This is a genomic window from Variovorax beijingensis, from assembly GCF_007828835.1.
Taxonomy (GTDB): Bacteria; Pseudomonadota; Gammaproteobacteria; order Burkholderiales; family Burkholderiaceae_C; genus Variovorax; species Variovorax beijingensis_A.
This window is the reverse complement of the sequence record NZ_VIVL01000002.1, coordinates 524815-539760: the sequence shown is the minus strand read 5'-3', so window position 1 is coordinate 539760 and position 14946 is coordinate 524815. Positions and strand designations below refer to the sequence as shown.

Sequence of the window (14946 nt, the reverse complement as noted above, 5' to 3'; positions counted from 1 at the left end):
GTCCGCGGGCCGATTCCATTTCCCTGTCCATGACCACCATCCAGTCCCGCCGCAAGCTCATCGTCTTCATCCTGCTGTGCGTGGCGGTCGCGGGCGCGATCGTGCGGCACTACGCCGAGCGCGGCACGACCACGCGCGACATCGGCACGCTGCTGATGGTGCTGTGGGTGCCGATCATCGGCAACGTCATTGCCTGGCTCATCGGCAAGCTGCCGCGTCGCGCGCCGCCGGCCGAGCCCGCGACCTTCGATGCGACGCGCGCGTTCGCGCCCCACTTCCTGGCCGAGCTCACGCTGCGCCCGCCGGCGCTGCCTTCGCACGACGTACCGCTGGCCGCGGGCGAATACCGCTGCGCGCTGGTGGTCGGCAGCGAAGGCTTCTCCGCGCGCTGGTTCGTGCCGCAGGGAGAAGTGCTCGCAAGGGGAAAGCCGCATGCGCTCGACATCGAGCTTCTGTCGCCGGAAACCGCAGCGGCGCGGTTTCCCGCAGGTGCGGCCTTTCGCGTGCTGGTGGGCGATTCGTTCATTGCCGATGGGCGGGTGCTGGAGCTTCGCGCATCGCACGTCTAGCGGAACCGGGAAGGCGGCGAACGGCAAAAGGGTCGATTGTTCTCCGCCGGGAAACTGACTACTGCCGGCAGGCCCCTTTGTCGCGGACCCGTCCGCTCCGACACTGGGCAGCCTTTCGCAACAACGTGTCGGTATGCGCTTGCCGACGCGGCCCAGGACCTCTTCCCATGACGAATTCACCCAGCAGCAACCCCTGCATCGATGATCTTGCGCCCGAACCCGCCAGGACCGCCCGCTCCGCCTGGCTTGCGGTCGGCTCGATCGCCGTCGGCACCTTTGCCATGGTCTCGACCGAGTTCATGCCCATCGGCCTTTTGACCGACATCGCCCGCGGGCTGAACGTGTCCGACGGCACGGCCGGCCTGATGATCACCATGCCCGGCGTGCTGGCCGCCTTTGCCGGCCCCGCGCTGATCGTGGCCTCGGGCCGGCTCGACCGGCGCACCGTGCTGATCGCGCTCACCACCCTGCTGATCGCCTCGAACCTGCTGGCCGCCTTTGCGCCCAACTTCGCGACCATGCTGGTCGCACGCCTGATGCTCGGCCTGTGCGTGGGCGGCTTCTGGACCTTCGCGCCGGCCGCCGCCACGCAGCTGGTGCCGGACGCCTCCAAGGCGCGCGCCATGTCGCTGGTGCTGGCGGGCGTGTCCGCCGCCACCGTGCTCGGCGTGCCTGCCGGCTCGTTCCTGGGCACGCAGTTCGGCTGGCGCGCCTCGTTCGCCGCGCCCGGCGCGCTCGCAGCCGCGGTGCTGCTGGTGCAGCTGTGGCTGCTGCCCGCGATACCGCCGGTGCGCGCCATCGGTGCGCGCGACCTGCTCACGCCGCTGACGCGCCGCATGGCGCAGGTCGGGCTGCTCGCGGTGCTGTTCTTCATTGCCGGCCACTTCGCGGCCTACACCTACCTGAAGCCGCTGCTGCAGCAGGTGTTCGGGCTCGCGCCCAACTCGGTCTCGACACTGCTGCTGGTCTATGGCGCGGTGGGCTTCGTCGGCACCTTCCTCGGCGGCAGCCTGGTGGCGCGCAGCGTGCGCGGCACCACCCTGCTGGCGGCGCTGATGCTGGCCACGGCACTCTTGCTTTCGACCGTGATCGGCTCCGGCTTCGTGCCCGGCGCGGTGGTGGTCGTGATCTGGGGCGTGGCCTTCGGCCTGATCCCTGTCGCGCTCACGGGCTGGATGATGGAGGCCGTGCCCGACGCTCCCGAAGCCGGCCAGGCCCTGCTCGTGAGCGGCTTCCAGGTGGCGATCGCTTCCGGCGCGCTGATCGGCGGCGTGACGGTCGACAACCACGGCATCTCCAGCGCGATGGTGCTCAGCGGCGTGCTGGTGCTGATTGCGGCGCTCATCGTCGGCACGCTGGGCCGGGCGCGCGGCGGCGCCGCGCTGGCTACTTCTTCGGCCGAGTAGCAGCGCGGCCGGCCTCTGCGCCCGCCGCCAGGATCGCATCGAGCACCACGCGCAGGGCCTTGTTGACCGGCTTGTCGCGCCGGATCACCACGGCGAGCGTGCGGTGCATGCGGGGGTCCAGCCGGCTGATCTTCAGGCCGGGGTGCGCGCCGCGGCCCGTCATCGCCATGCGCGGCACGATGCCGTAGCCCAGCCCCGCAGCCACCATTTCCTTCATGGCCTCGACGCTGCCCAGCTCCATGACAGGCTGCGGCTGCAGGCCTTCGGCCGCGAACCAGCGGTCGACCAGCTTGCGCGTGTTGGCCGCGGGCTCGAACAGCACCAGCGGCAGCGCAGCCAGATCGGCGGGCGCCACGCGCGCCTTCAGCGGCGCGAGATCGCTGCGACCGATGGCGATGAACTCGTCGTCGAGCACCGGCACGACGCTCAGTGACCGGCCCGCGGCCGGCAGCGTCACCAGCGCAAGGTCGCTGCTGTTCTCCTCCACCTTGCGGACATGGTCGTCGGTGTTGCCGGTGCTCACCACGATGCCGAGCGCCGGAAACTGTTCGCGCAGGCTGCGCAGCACGGCCGGCAAGAAATACAGGCAGGCGGTGGCGCCGGTGCCCAGCCGCACGCGGCCCGTGATGCCGCTCGCGTGGTCCGCCAGCGCGTCGATGGCGTTCTCCACCGCGGTCTCGATGTGGTGGCTGTGCCGCAGCAGCTCCGCGCCGGCCGGCGTGGCCCTGGCGCGCTTGCCGACGCGCTCGACCAGGCGCACCGCGAGCCTGCGCTCCAGCTGGCGGATCTGCAGGCTCACCGCAGGCTGCGTGAGGCCGAGCCGGTCGGCCGCGGCCGAGAAGCTGCCAGTTTCGATCACCAGGCCGAAAGACCGGAGCTGATCGAGGTTCAGTGTCTTGTCCAAAGTATTTCTTATGCCTTGCATCAGTAAGCGAAGCTTCACTTATCGTCAGTGCAGCGTCAAGATCCGCGCCATGCCTCCGCCAACCCAAGCACTCGCTGCCATTGAAATCCTCGACGCCGGGGCGCACCACATGCCATCGGTACAGGCCATCTACAGCCGCTACGTGCTGCACGACCTGTGCTCCTTCGAGGAAGAGGTGCCCAGCGTCGAAGAGATGCAGGCGCGCCGCGCCGGCGTGCTTGCGCGCGGCCTCCCCTACCTTGTTGCGGTGAAGGACGGCGAGGTGGCCGGCTACGCCTATGCGAGCCCCTACCGCAGCCGCTCCGCCTACCGCTACACGGTCGAAGACTCGATCTATGTCGCAGAGGGCATGCAGGGCCATGGCATCGGCCGCGCGCTGCTCCAGGAGCTGATCCGGCGCTGCACCGGCAGCGGCTTCGCGCAGATGGTGGCGGTGATCGGCAACAGTGCCAACGCGGGCTCGCAGCGCGTGCACCTGGGCCTGGGCTTCGAAACGGTGGGCGTGCTGCGCAACGTGGGGTTCAAGTTCGGGCAGTGGGTCGACACCGTGCTCATGCAACGTGCGCTGCGCTGAACCGGCCCCCGCTCGCGGATGGCTCGCGCTGCTGTGCGCGAGCCGGCTGCTGCAGGCCATGGTGGTCACAGCCTATTCCGGGGTGCTGCCTTTCATGATGGCCGACTGGCGCATGACAGCCGCGCAGGCCGGCTCGATCCAGAGCGCATGGCACGTCGGCTACATGAGCTCGCTGTTTGCCGTGGGCCTGCTGGCCGACCGCTACGGCCCGCACCGCGTCTTCTTCATCGGCAGCGCGGTCAGCGCATGCTCGGCACTGACTTTTGCCGCCTTCGCGCACGACCATCTTTCGGCGCTGCTGCTCTACGGCCTGGCCGGGCTGTGCGCGGGCGCCTCGTACACGCCGGGCCTGCAGCTGCTCGCGCGCAACGCCGAGCCCGCCGTGCGCGGCCGGGCGATGGGGCTCTTCCTTGGGTCGGCGTCGATGGGCTACGCCTTGTCGCTGGCGGTGGTGGCGGCCTTCAGCCATGCCCTGCACTGGCGGTTCGGCCTGCTGGCGGCGGCGGGCTGCACCTTCGCGGGTGCGCTGCTGACGGTGCCGGCACTGCGGCGCATGCGGCCGCCCGCACCGCCTGCCGGCACGGGAACGCCGCGCGAAGGCACCTGGCATGCGCTGGCCGAGACGGTGCGCGACAAGCCCGCCATGGCCGGCAACTGGGCCTATGCCTTCCACTGCTGGGAGCTGATGGCCCTGTGGGCCTGGCTGCCGGCCTACCTGGTCGCCTCGGCCGGCGGTGCCGCGCCATGGCAGGGCGCGGGCATTGCGCTGGCGGCGCTCGCGCACCTGGTGAGCGTGTTCGGCAGCATCGGGGGCGGTGCCGCGTCCGACCGCTTCGGCCGCGCACGCATCATGATGGCCGCCACGCTCATGAGCCTGTGCATGTCCTTCGCGTTCGGCTGGATGTGGACCTGGCCGCTGTGGCTGCTGGCCGCGATGGCCGCCATCTACAACCTGCTCGCGATCGCGGACTCTTCCGTCTATTCGACCGCGCTGGCCGACGTGGTGGCGCCGCACCGGCTGGGCGTGGCGTACTCGGTGCGCTCGGTGATGGGCTTCGGCGCCGGCGCGCTGAGTCCGTGGGTGTTCGGCCTTGCGCTGGACTGGGGGCAGACGCGCTTCGGCCTCGGCAGCACGTACAGCTGGGTGGCGGCATGGAGTTCGGTCGGACTCGGCGCGCTGCTGGGGCCGTGGATGATCGTGCGCTTCGGCCGGCTGGAGCGCGGCCGGCGTGCCGGATGAGCCCCTACTCCCCGAGCAGCTCCCCGATCGGCTGCAGATCCTCGACCCGGTCGCAGATCGACTTGATCACCATGGTGATCGGAATGCCCAGCAGCAGCCCCCACACGCCCCAGAGCCAGCCCCAGAAGATCACGCCCACGAAAACGGCCACCGGATTCATGCGGCTGGTGCGGCTGGTGAGCCAGGGCATCAGCAGGTTGCCGACCAGCGTGTGGATGGCGAGCGACACGCCGCCCACCAGGACGCCCATCTCCAGGCTGTTGAACTGCAGGAAGGCCACCAGCCCCGCGGCCACCATCACGATCACCGAGCCGACGTAGGGAATGAGGTTGGTCACGCCCGCGATGATTCCCCACACGGCCGCGTTCTCCACCCCGATGGCCCAGAAGGCGAGGCCGGTCGTCACACCCACCAGCGCGCTGATGAGGATCTGCACCAGCAGGTAGCGCTCGATGTTGCGGGTGATGTCGTCGAGCACATGAACGGTGACCTTCTTCTTCTGCAGGCTCGGGCCGGTGATCTTGATCAGCTTGCGCCGGAAGGTGTCTCCCGAGCACAGTGCGAAGTAGGTCAGGAAGGCGACCAGCGTGAGCTGCCCGATCGCCTCGAGCAGGCCGACGGTGCCGCTCAGCAGGTAGTCGCGCACGTTGAAGGACGGCCGCTCGATCACGACGCGCGCGACGCCCTTGCGGGCCGCGACGCGCGCGGAGTTTTCCTCGGCCGCCTTCTCGAGCTGCGCGGCCGCCTGCTGCACGCTGTCGAGCGGCGTGGCGCTGGCGCCCCTGCTCCTGCGCATGGCCTGCCCCAGTTTCTGGGCCGCGACGGGCAGCGATTCGGCCAGTTGCGTGGCATTGCCCGAAAGCGAGTAGCCGGTCCAGCCCAGGCCGCCGAACAGGCCGACGAGAATCAGCGCCGCAGCGATCCAGCGCGGCAGACGCAGGCGGTGCAGCTGCTCGACCAGCGGCGACAGCGCGTAGGTCAGCATCAGGCTCAGCATCAGCGGGATGAACACGGCCTGGCCCCATCGCAGCGCGAAAACGCTGCCCAGCACGGCGAGCACCACCAGCGAGGCGCTGCGCACGTCGACCGGCATGTGCAGCAGCAGGCGCTCGGGCTCCGCCGCCAGTTCCGGCGGCACCGCTTCGGGCGGGGACTCCAGCACGGGCTCCGGCGGCACCTCGGGCGGCGCGTCCGCGGGCGGTGGCGTGGGCTGCGGCGTTGCCGGTGTCTCTCCGGCCGTTTTCTTGTCGTCGGTCATCGCGCTTCCTTCAGCACTTCGCGCACTGCAGCCAATTGTCGCCGCGACACCGCGACCGGTTCGGGAATCGCGTCGAGCCGCAGGGCCCAGCCTTCGGCGTCTTCCCCGTCATCGTATTTCTCGAGCGCGCGGATGGCCGAGCGCGCCACCAGCGCATTGCGGTGCACGCGCAGGAAGCGCGTGGGATAGCGCTCCTCGAATTCGTTCAGCGAGCCGTCCAGGATGTGGCTGCGGGTGGCGGTGCGCACCGTGAGGTACTTGTATTCGGACTTCAGGTAGAGCACCTCCGACAGCGGCACCCGCTCGGCACGGCCGCGGTCCTGGATGAGCACGCTTTCCTGCAGCGCGTCGGCCTGCAGCGCGCGCCGCTCCTTCAGGAAGCGCTCGGCCTTCTGCAGCGCCTGCTGAAGGCGCTCGGCGCGCACCGGCTTGGTCAGGTAGTCGACCGCATCGAGGTCGAAGGCCGTCACGGCATGGGCCGCATGGGCCGTGACGAACACCACGGCCGGCGCATCGGCCCGCCCGCGCAGGGCGCGCGCCACCTCGATGCCGTCGATGCCGGGCATGTGGACGTCGAGCAGCACCAGGTCCAGCGCCATGCCCGCGAGATGCTGCTGCGCCTCGGCGCCCTGGGCGGCCTCGGCCACCACCTCGGCGGCGGGCGAGCCGCAGTCGCGCAGCAGCGTGCGCAGGCGCGAGCGGGCCAGGGCTTCGTCGTCAACGATCAAGGTCTTGAGGGTCATGATTCGGCGGGAATGGCAATGCGCACGCGGTAGTTCTTCTGGTCCATGCCGGCGCTGAACTGCATCTGCATGTCGTGCAGGAGCCGCAGCCGGTCACGCACGTTGGCCAAGGCGATGCCATGGCCGCGCGGCAGGGGCTCGTCGGCCCAGCGCAGCGGCGGCAGGCTGTTGACGACCTCGATCACCACCACGCTGCCGCGGCGTTCGGTGCGGATGCGCAGCTTGGCGCCCTCGGGGCTGGGCTCCACGCCGTGCTTGATGGCATTTTCGACCAACGGCTGCAGCAGCAGCGGCGGCAGCCTGGCGCTGCTGGCCGCGGCATCGAGGTCCCAGCGGATGCGCAACCGGTCGCCGAAGCGCACCTGCTCGATGGCCAGGTAGCGCTCGGCCAGCGCAATCTCGTCGGCCAGCGTGCCCGATTCGCCCGGATCGGCCAGCGCCTGGCGGAACAGCTCGGCCAGGTCTTCGAGCATGGTCTCGGCCTTGGCGGGTTCTTCCCGCACCAGCGCAATGGCGCTGTTGAGCGTGTTGAACAAGAAGTGGGGGCGGATGCGCGACTGCAGTTCCTCCAGCCGGGCCGTCATGGCGGCTGGCGTCCGGCCGCGCGCGCGCAGCACCATCGCCGCCATCACCATGCCCGCAATGAACGCGCCCGCCACCGCGCTCGCGAGCCACGGCGCCGTGCCCAGCACGCCGGTCAGCCGCAAGAGGCCGCAACCGTAGAGCGAGGAAACGGCGCCCAGCGCGGCACCGGCCGCGTACTGCGCCTGTCGCGGCAGGCGGCCCAGCGGCTTCTTGAGCCCGCAGGCCGCCACCAGCCACAGCAGCGTCGCAGGCAGCGCGCCGCCCGTGACGGTGGCGGTCTGCACCAGCCATTCCCCAGGGGAGGACGACACGAACAGCGTCGCGGTCGCCACCAGCGCCTCCACGAACAGCACCGCGCGCAGCACCACCCCGATCTGGCAGGCGTCGAACAGCCCCGGGCTGCCGCGCACGGGCAAACGCCCTCTTTCCGGCGGGGCCGCAGGCGTGGAGGTGGAGGTGGCCGATAAAATCGACGGGTTGCGCATTACAGATACATTGGGTAACCAACCCATTATTGCCTCTAGCACGGCTCCCATGACTCAAAACCAACTCGACAAGAAATCCGAAGCCTGGTCGGCCCTGTTCTCCGAACCCATGAGCGACCTCGTGAAGCGCTACACCGCGAGCGTGTTCTTCGACAAGCGCCTGTGGCAGGCCGACATCGAGGGTTCCCTGGCGCATGCCGGCATGCTGGCCGCGCAGGGCATCATCGGCAAGCAGGACCACGCCGAGATCGAGCGTGGGATGGCGCAGATCCGCGCTGAAATCGAATCGGGCGCCTTCGAGTGGAAACTCGACCTGGAAGACGTGCACCTGAACATCGAGGCCCGGCTGACCCAGCTCGTGGGCGACGCCGGCAAGCGCCTGCACACCGGCCGCAGCCGCAACGACCAGGTCGCCACCGACGTGCGCCTGTGGCTGCGCGGCGAAATCGACCTGATTGCCGAGCTGCTGGTGGCGCTGCAGCTTTCGCTGGTGGACATCGCCGAGAAGAACGTCGAGGTCATCCTGCCCGGCTTCACGCACCTGCAGGTGGCGCAGCCGGTGAGCTTTGGCCACCACATGCTGGCCTACGTCGAAATGTTCAGCCGCGATGCCGAGCGCCTGCAAGACGTGCGCAAGCGCGTCAACCGGCTGCCGCTGGGCGCCGCTGCGCTGGCCGGCACCAGCTATCCGCTCGACCGCGAACTGGTCGCCAAAACGCTGAACATGGACGGCGTGTGCCAGAACAGCCTGGACGCCGTGAGCGACCGCGACTTTGCCATCGAGTTCACCGCGGCCGCGAGCCTGTGCATGGTGCACATCAGCCGCATGAGCGAGGAGCTCATTCTCTGGATGAGCCAGAACTTCGGCTTCATCCAGATTGCCGACCGCTTCACGACCGGCTCTTCGATCATGCCGCAGAAGAAGAACCCCGACGTGCCCGAGCTGGCCCGCGGCAAGACCGGCCGCGTGGTCGGCCACCTGATGGCGCTCATCACGCTCATGAAGGGCCAGCCGCTGGCCTACAACAAGGACAACCAGGAAGACAAGGAGCCGCTGTTCGACACCGTCGACACGCTCAAGGACACGCTGCGCATCTTCGCCGAGATGATCGGCGGCATCACCGTGAAGCCCGAGGCCATGGAAGCCGCCGCCCTGCGCGGCTACGCCACCGCCACCGACCTGGCCGACTACCTCGTGAAAAAGGGCCTGCCCTTCCGCGATGCGCACGAAACCGTGGCCCATGCGGTGAAGGCCGCCACCTCGCACAAGGTCGACCTCGCGGAACTGCCTCTGGCCGTGCTGCAGCAGTTCAACCCGAAGATCGAGAAGGACGTCTACGACGTGCTGAGCCTGCGCGGCTCGCTCAACGCGCGCAACATCCTCGGCGGCACCGCGCCGGCGCAAGTGAAGGCGCAGATTGCGCGCCATCGCGCAAGATTGGGATGACCCCCCGAAGCGCCTGCGGCGCCTCTCCCCACCGGGGGGCGCACCCTGCGGCCCGGCAAAGCCGGTTCCGCGGGTGCACTGGCATGGCCTGCTCCGCGGCCGTTCGAACCAACTGACATTCAAGGCCGCATTTGTTCTACGCCATCCCGCTCGAGAACCGACCGAGCTGGCGCAATCCGCCGTGGATGACGGTGCTGCTGATCCTCGTGAACATGATCGTGTTCTGGGGGCCGCAGCGCAGCGAGGAAAAGGCCGACGAGCGCGCGGCCCACTACTACGTGAACAGCGTGCTGCCCGAGCTGGAGCTGCCGCCTTTCGTGGAGTGGCTAGAAAAGACGGACCCCCAGCGCGGCAAGCCGGCGCGGCGCATGCTGCCGCACGAGGAAGCCCATCCGCAGCTGCTGGACGCTCTGCAGAACGACAGCAAGTTCCTGCACAAGCTGCAGGCCGACGAGGTCATCACGCCCGCGAACCCGCGCTACGCCGAATGGAAGCGCGACCGCCGGCAGTACGAGGCGATGCGGCCTGTGCCGTTCACCACGCGCTGGGCGCAGGACTACACCAAGGACGCGGAGTTCAAGCCCTGGACGTGGGTCACCGCCGCCTTCCTGCACGGCAGCACCGGCCACCTGCTGGGCAACATGCTGTTCCTCTTCCTGTTCGGCTTTTCGGTCGAGCTGGCGCTGGGCCGCGGCACCTACCTGGGCTTCTACATCCTGGGCGCAGCAGGTGCCTCGATGCTGGCCGGCTGGGCCTACGCAGGCAAGGGCAGCTACGGCCTGGGCGCCTCGGGCGCGGTGTCGGCGCTGATGGGCATGTACGCGGTGATGTACCGGCTGCGGCGCATCCGGTTCTTCTACCAGCTGTTCTTCTATTTCAACTACGTCACGGCGCCAGCGCTGCTGCTGCTGCCGGCCTGGATTGCCAACGAGCTGCTGCAGCACGCGGTGGGCGGCCAGGGCATCGCCTACATGGCGCACCTGGGCGGACTCTTGACCGGCGCGGCCCTGATGGCCAGCGCCATGGCGCTCAACAAGGTGAAGACGCCGGAGGCCGTGGTCTCGGAACAATCGAACGGCGATGAGGAATTCAACCGCCACGTGGCCGCGGCACGCCGGCTGGGCGCCGCCATGAAGTTCGAGGCGGCCACAGCCGAATGGCGCGCCGCCGCCGCCCTGCGCCCCGGCGACGCCGACACGCTGCGCGCCTGGTTCAACACCGCGCGGCTGCAGCCCGCGAGCGAAGATTTCCACCAGGCTGCGCGCCGCATCTTCCGCCTGCCCGCCACCGACCCCGACACCCTGGCGCTGCAGCACGCCAGCTACACCACCTACCTCGACCAGGCCAAGCCGGGCGCGCGCCTCAAGCCCGACGACATGGCCCGCCTGGCGCGCCGCTTCACGCGCGTGCGCCAGTTCCAGGATGCCGACAAGCTGTGCCGCGTGCTGCTGAAGACCGCGCCCGACCATCCGGAGCTGGCCGACACGCTGTCGGTCTGCGCCAACGGCCTGCTGCACGCCGGCGAGCGCGACATGGCTGTCAGCTGGCTGCCGCACCTGCTGCGGATCGCGCCCAACGACATGGTGACGCGCGCCCTCGAGCGCGCCTGACTGCGGCTGAAGATCAGGCCGCGGGCCGCAGCAGCCAGCGCACTTCCTGCGTCTGCTCGCTGTCCGGAAAGCGCGATTCGAGCGTGGCCAGGATCGGTTGCGCCATGTCGGCGCGGCCAAGCCCCTGCACCAGCACCCGGGCCGCCAGTTCGTAGGCCTGCGGAATGGCCGCATGGCCGCGAAAGCGCCGGTCGAAGCCCGACAGCAGCGCGAGCGCCGCGTGCGCGTCGCCATTGCGCCATTCGGCCCTGGCCAGCGTCATCACCGCGGGGGCGTCGTCGAGCACGAAGCTCTTGTCCTTTTCGCGGCAGGCCTTGAAGACCTTGAGCGCCTCGGACGCCAGGTCGCGCCGCAGCAGCAGCGGAATGAAGCGCCGCGCCTGGTCGAGCAGCGTGGACGCCTTGTCGGGCGCGAGCAGCAGCACGCGGTGGTAGCAGCGCTGCGCCGCCAGGTCGTCGGCCGGTGCCACGCGCTGTGCCTCGTAGGCGATGCCAAGTGCGCCGGCCACGTCGCCGTCGGTGATCAGCTGCGCCACTTCGGCATCGGTGCGCTGCGCGGCGATCTGCTCGGGCGTGCGGCGGTCCACCGGCGCGCCGTCGTCCACGCCGCCGCCGGGCAGGAGGTCGATGCCGAAGGCGTCGTGGTGCTGGTACATCACGTAGCCCAGCAGGCTCGACATCACCCAGCCGAAGTAGATGAAGGCGAAATTGGCGATCGGCAGCACGATCAGGCCGTCGATCATCGGCAGCAGCATGCCGATGGCGATCTGCGCGCCCGCGCTCAGCAGGAACAGGAAGAAGCACAGCAGCGCATAGGGCCAGCCGATGATGCGCATCGCATCCATCACGTGGCCGGGGTTCATGGCCTGGAAGAAGCTGCCCGACTGCACCAGCACGATCATCGCGGCCGGAAAGGTGAACGACACCACGAACACCGCGACGGTGCCCAGCACCGGTTGGTACCAGGCCAGCCAGCCGACCAGGGCGCCCTGCACCACCGAAATGGCGAACAGCTTCCAGGGCAGGTTGACCCAGTCTTCATTCAGCTCGCGCGGAAAATCGGCCGAGCGCCAGATGCCGCGCGAACCGAGCGCGGTGACCTTGAAGCCGTAGCGGCTGGCCGCCAACACGATGCCCAACTCGATCACGACCAGCGACAGGCCGGGATGCAGAAAAGGAATGGCCTCGAACAGCAGGCTGCAGAACGCGAGCGCCAGGCCATACATCAACGGCCGCAGCTGGAGCGGAAACGCGAAGAAGCTGTTGAGGCGGTGCCAGAAAGGCGGCGGGGGCGGAAGCGATTCCTTGATGAGCATGATGGCGCGGCCTGCGGCTACTTGAAGAAATCGCTCTGGCTCATGGCGCCGCGCCCGCCCAGGCGCACCACCGTGACGTCGTCGCCGCGCACGAGCCGCATCTGGCCCAGTTCGCGCTCCAGACGCTGCGTGAAGCTGCTCTTGAACTGCATGGCCGCCTCGCCCATCTTGAGCACGCTGGTGCCTTCGACGGTGGCGCTCTTGCGGTCGCTCGCCACTTCGATGCTGTCGATGTGGTACTCGTATTCGATGGTGAGGATGCCGCCCATGCGCTCACCCACCGACTCGAACATCTTGAAGGTCTTGCGCGCGGCCTCGCAGGCCTGCTCGCGGTCGCTGGTGGTCTCCTGCGTGCGGCCCATCATGATCGTCTTGCTCTGGATCACGGCCTTCTTGCTGAGCTGCTTGCACAGCTTCTCCGCGTCACGCGAGTAGATGGCGTGCGCCTCGTTCTCGTAGTACTTGCGCACCATGGCCTCGTCGAGCTTGCGCCCGCCGATGAAAAAGTACCACGCGCCCACGCAGAGCGCGACAACGATCGCAATTTGCTTCATTCCCCGCCCGCACGCCGTGCGCCCCGCTCCGATTTTTCGAGGCAGTATACGTTGCGGAATGTTTCTTGAGGGCGCTTCGGGCGGGTCCGGACGGCGTGGCGCAGCCGCATCCGGGCTGGCGCTTCATGCCCCACAATCCGCGGATACGATCCGATCAGCGTTCTGCCTTTCCGATGCCTTCGATGAAAACCGCGCTGGCCGCCGCGCTGCTGCTGACAACCGCACTCGCCTCCCAGGCCCAGAACCACAACGCCGTCCTGCCCTACGAGTCGCTGGACAGCACGGCGGCCGATGCGGCCGCCTCCTCCGAATACCTCGCGGCCAAGGCGCGCTGGCACAACGAGCTGGCCGCCTTCTTCCGGGCCGACCAGCAGCAGTTCCCGGCGCCCGGCGGCGTGGTGTTCGTGGGCAGTTCCACCGTGCGCATGTGGAAGAACCTGGGCCAGGATTTCCGCCAGGTGCCCGGCGCCATCGTCAACCGCGGCTTCGGCGGCTCGACCCTGGCCGACTGCAGCCTGTTCGCGCGCGACCTGGTGGTGCGCTACAGGCCGCGGCAGGTGCTGGTGTATGCCGGCGACAACGACCTGGCCGAAGGCCGCACGCCGCTGCAGGTGCTCGAGAGCTTTGCGCGCTTTGCCAACGCGGTGCGCGCCGAGCTGCCCAATACGCGCATCAGCTTCATCTCGATCAAGCCGAGCCCCTCGCGCGAACACCTGATGCCGAAGATCCGCGAAACCAACAACGTGATCTCGGCCTACCTCAACCGGCTGCCCGACAGTGAATACATCGACATCTTCACGCCCATGCTCGGCGCCGATGGCCGCCCGCGGCCGGAATTGTTCAGGAACGACCGGCTGCACATGACCGACGAAGGCTACCGGCTCTGGCAGTCGGTCATTGCGGGGCACTTGCCGGGGGCCGTGGCGGCACCCGTGCCGGTCGCGGCGCCGGCGTCTGCCCTGCCCTGAGCGGCGCTCCCGGCCGGCCTCAAGCCCGCGCGGCCTCCGCCGGCACGTCTTCCGCCGGCGGCGGCAGGTCGGCCCCGCGCGTGAAGCGCGCCACCGCGTACATGCCCGCGAACACCGTGAGCAGCAGCAGGCCGTCGCCCCACCAGGGCCGCGCGGTCTGGCTGTCGCCGTAGAAGGCCAGCACCAGCAGCACCGCCACCAGGTGCGCGCAGAATACCGGCAGCGAGGCCGCACCCATGGCCTCGAGCCAGTGCAGGCGCGGAATCCGGCGCATGAGCCCGGGCCCGAAGCGCACCGCCAGGATGCCCAGCGCCACCAGGTTCACGAGGCGCAGCGGCCCGAGCTGCCACTTGTCGAACAGCAGGTTCAGTTCCACGTCGCCGCCGAACGGCGCCTGGCCGTTGATGCCGTGGTGGCGCCACCAGAAGCCGTAGAGCGCAATGGCCAGCGCGGGCATCCACAGCCAGGCTGGAAAGCGCAGCGGCCGCGCGCCGGGGAGGTTGCGGCTGGCGCCGAGGCACAGGCCCGCAAACCACAGGAACTGCCAGGCGTAGCTGTTGAAGGCGCCCATCTCGTGGAACGGAACCGGCAGGCCGAGGTAGTGCACCGCCAGCCCGTAGATCCATTCGCTCAGGTCGAACTGCGCGAGCGCCCACAGGGTGACGCTGGCGGCCATCACCAGCGTCCAGCCGTGGCGCATCGCAAAGGCCAGCACCCACGGGCTCATCAGCATGAAGAAGATGTACATCGGCAGGATGTCGAGCAGCGCGGGCTCGTAGATCAGCAGCAGCCCGAACAGGAACCCGTCGCGCGGCTCGGCCAAGTAGTAGGACACCAGGTTCTTCACCGCCGGCTGGTCGATGTGCAGCCCGAGCGCCGCAATGACGGTGAACAGGAACAGCAGGATCGCCGCCTGGCACAGGTACACCTTGAGCACGCGCCGCCAGAAGGCCTGGCGCATCGGGTCGACGCCGCGCACATAGCCGATGCGGCTGTAGACCAGCCCGGCCACGAAGGCCGACAGCAGCACGAAGCCTTCGGCGGCCGAGACGAAGCCGAAGGGCTGGCCCAGCGGGTCGGTCAGGCGGGTGGGCAGATGGGTGACGGTCATCAGCACGAGCATCAGCCCGCGCAAGGCGTCTATTTCCCAGTAGCGTTTCATCGGTCGGCGGCGAGGTCTTGGTGGCGGTCCGCGCGGCGCACGCACGACAGGGCCGATTGTATGAAGAGCGGCCGAGGCATATGACGTCCGGCACTGCCGGAGCGA

The 14946-nt window shown here is 69.1% G+C and carries 14 protein-coding genes; 7 read left to right on the top strand and 7 right to left on the bottom strand.

All coding sequences use genetic code 11. The features are described from left to right. Window positions 1-29: 29 nt before the first annotated feature. On the top strand, window positions 30-569 hold the full coding sequence (locus FB547_RS08850) for a hypothetical protein (RefSeq protein WP_145741402.1): 540 nt from the start codon (window positions 30-32) through the stop codon (window positions 567-569). A 167-nt stretch (window positions 570-736) separates the two neighbouring features. Continuing rightward, window positions 737-1975 carry an MFS transporter gene (locus tag FB547_RS08845; RefSeq protein WP_145741400.1) on the top strand — a complete coding sequence of 413 codons (1239 nt, stop codon included), beginning with the start codon at window positions 737-739 and terminating at the stop codon, window positions 1973-1975. Here the strand turns inward: FB547_RS08845 and FB547_RS08840 are convergent. After that, on the bottom strand, window positions 1956-2900 hold the full coding sequence (locus FB547_RS08840) for a LysR family transcriptional regulator (protein WP_145741398.1): 945 nt from the start codon (window positions 2898-2900) through the stop codon (window positions 1956-1958). The two genes, FB547_RS08845 and FB547_RS08840, sit on opposite strands and share 20 nt — an antisense overlap. Before the next feature lie 49 nt (window positions 2901-2949). Between FB547_RS08840 and FB547_RS08835 the strand changes: the two genes are divergently transcribed. Both FB547_RS08835 and FB547_RS08830 read left to right on the top strand, forming a co-directional pair. Then, window positions 2950-3474 carry a GNAT family N-acetyltransferase gene (locus tag FB547_RS08835; protein ID WP_145741396.1) on the top strand — a complete coding sequence of 175 codons (525 nt, stop codon included), beginning with the start codon at window positions 2950-2952 and terminating at the stop codon, window positions 3472-3474. Next, window positions 3461-4714: an MFS transporter gene (locus tag FB547_RS08830; RefSeq protein ID WP_145741394.1), complete on the top strand. Its 1254-nt coding sequence runs from the start codon at window positions 3461-3463 to the stop codon at window positions 4712-4714. The genes FB547_RS08835 and FB547_RS08830 overlap by 14 nt, the downstream gene beginning before the upstream one ends. Window positions 4715-4718: 4 nt before the next feature. Here the strand turns inward: FB547_RS08830 and FB547_RS08825 are convergent, their stop codons facing one another. From FB547_RS08825 to FB547_RS08815, 3 genes are read right to left on the bottom strand one after another with little or no spacing between them, the layout of a single operon-like run. Beyond that, window positions 4719-5972, bottom strand: a complete 1254-nt coding sequence (locus tag FB547_RS08825) for an AI-2E family transporter (RefSeq protein WP_145741392.1) — start codon at window positions 5970-5972, stop codon at window positions 4719-4721. Then, window positions 5969-6715: a LytR/AlgR family response regulator transcription factor gene (locus FB547_RS08820; RefSeq protein ID WP_145741390.1), complete on the bottom strand. Its 747-nt coding sequence runs from the start codon at window positions 6713-6715 to the stop codon at window positions 5969-5971. The genes FB547_RS08825 and FB547_RS08820 overlap by 4 nt, the downstream gene beginning before the upstream one ends. After that, on the bottom strand, window positions 6712-7785 hold the full coding sequence (locus FB547_RS08815) for a sensor histidine kinase (RefSeq protein ID WP_410000797.1): 1074 nt from the start codon (window positions 7783-7785) through the stop codon (window positions 6712-6714). The genes FB547_RS08820 and FB547_RS08815 overlap by 4 nt, the downstream gene beginning before the upstream one ends. A 49-nt stretch (window positions 7786-7834) precedes the next feature. Between FB547_RS08815 and argH the strand changes: the two genes are divergently transcribed. Together argH and FB547_RS08805 are read left to right on the top strand one after the other, a co-directional pair. Further along, window positions 7835-9232, top strand: a complete 1398-nt coding sequence (gene argH / locus FB547_RS08810) for an argininosuccinate lyase (protein WP_145741388.1) — start codon at window positions 7835-7837, stop codon at window positions 9230-9232. 131 nt (window positions 9233-9363) lie between these two features. Next, window positions 9364-10842, top strand: a complete 1479-nt coding sequence (locus tag FB547_RS08805) for a rhomboid family protein (protein ID WP_145741386.1) — start codon at window positions 9364-9366, stop codon at window positions 10840-10842. A gap of 13 nt (window positions 10843-10855) precedes the next feature. Here FB547_RS08805 and FB547_RS08800 read toward each other — a convergent pair whose 3' ends face one another. After that, on the bottom strand, window positions 10856-12157 hold the full coding sequence (locus FB547_RS08800; RefSeq protein WP_145741384.1) for a tetratricopeptide repeat protein: 1302 nt from the start codon (window positions 12155-12157) through the stop codon (window positions 10856-10858). A gap of 17 nt (window positions 12158-12174) precedes the next feature. Then, window positions 12175-12711, bottom strand: coding sequence for a hypothetical protein (locus FB547_RS08795; RefSeq protein ID WP_145741382.1), 537 nt, complete (start codon window positions 12709-12711; stop codon window positions 12175-12177). Window positions 12712-12893: 182 nt separating this feature from the next. On the opposite strand from FB547_RS08795, the gene FB547_RS08790 reads away from it, so the two are divergent. Beyond that, the gene (locus tag FB547_RS08790; protein ID WP_145742008.1) at window positions 12894-13679 is read left to right on the top strand and encodes an SGNH/GDSL hydrolase family protein; all 786 of its coding nucleotides are present in this window, start codon (window positions 12894-12896) and stop codon (window positions 13677-13679) included. 19 nt (window positions 13680-13698) lie between these two features. Here FB547_RS08790 and opgC read toward each other — a convergent pair whose 3' ends face one another. Further along, the gene (opgC, locus tag FB547_RS08785) at window positions 13699-14841 is read right to left on the bottom strand and encodes an OpgC domain-containing protein (protein ID WP_145741380.1); all 1143 of its coding nucleotides are present in this window, start codon (window positions 14839-14841) and stop codon (window positions 13699-13701) included. Window positions 14842-14946: the final 105 nt, after the last annotated feature.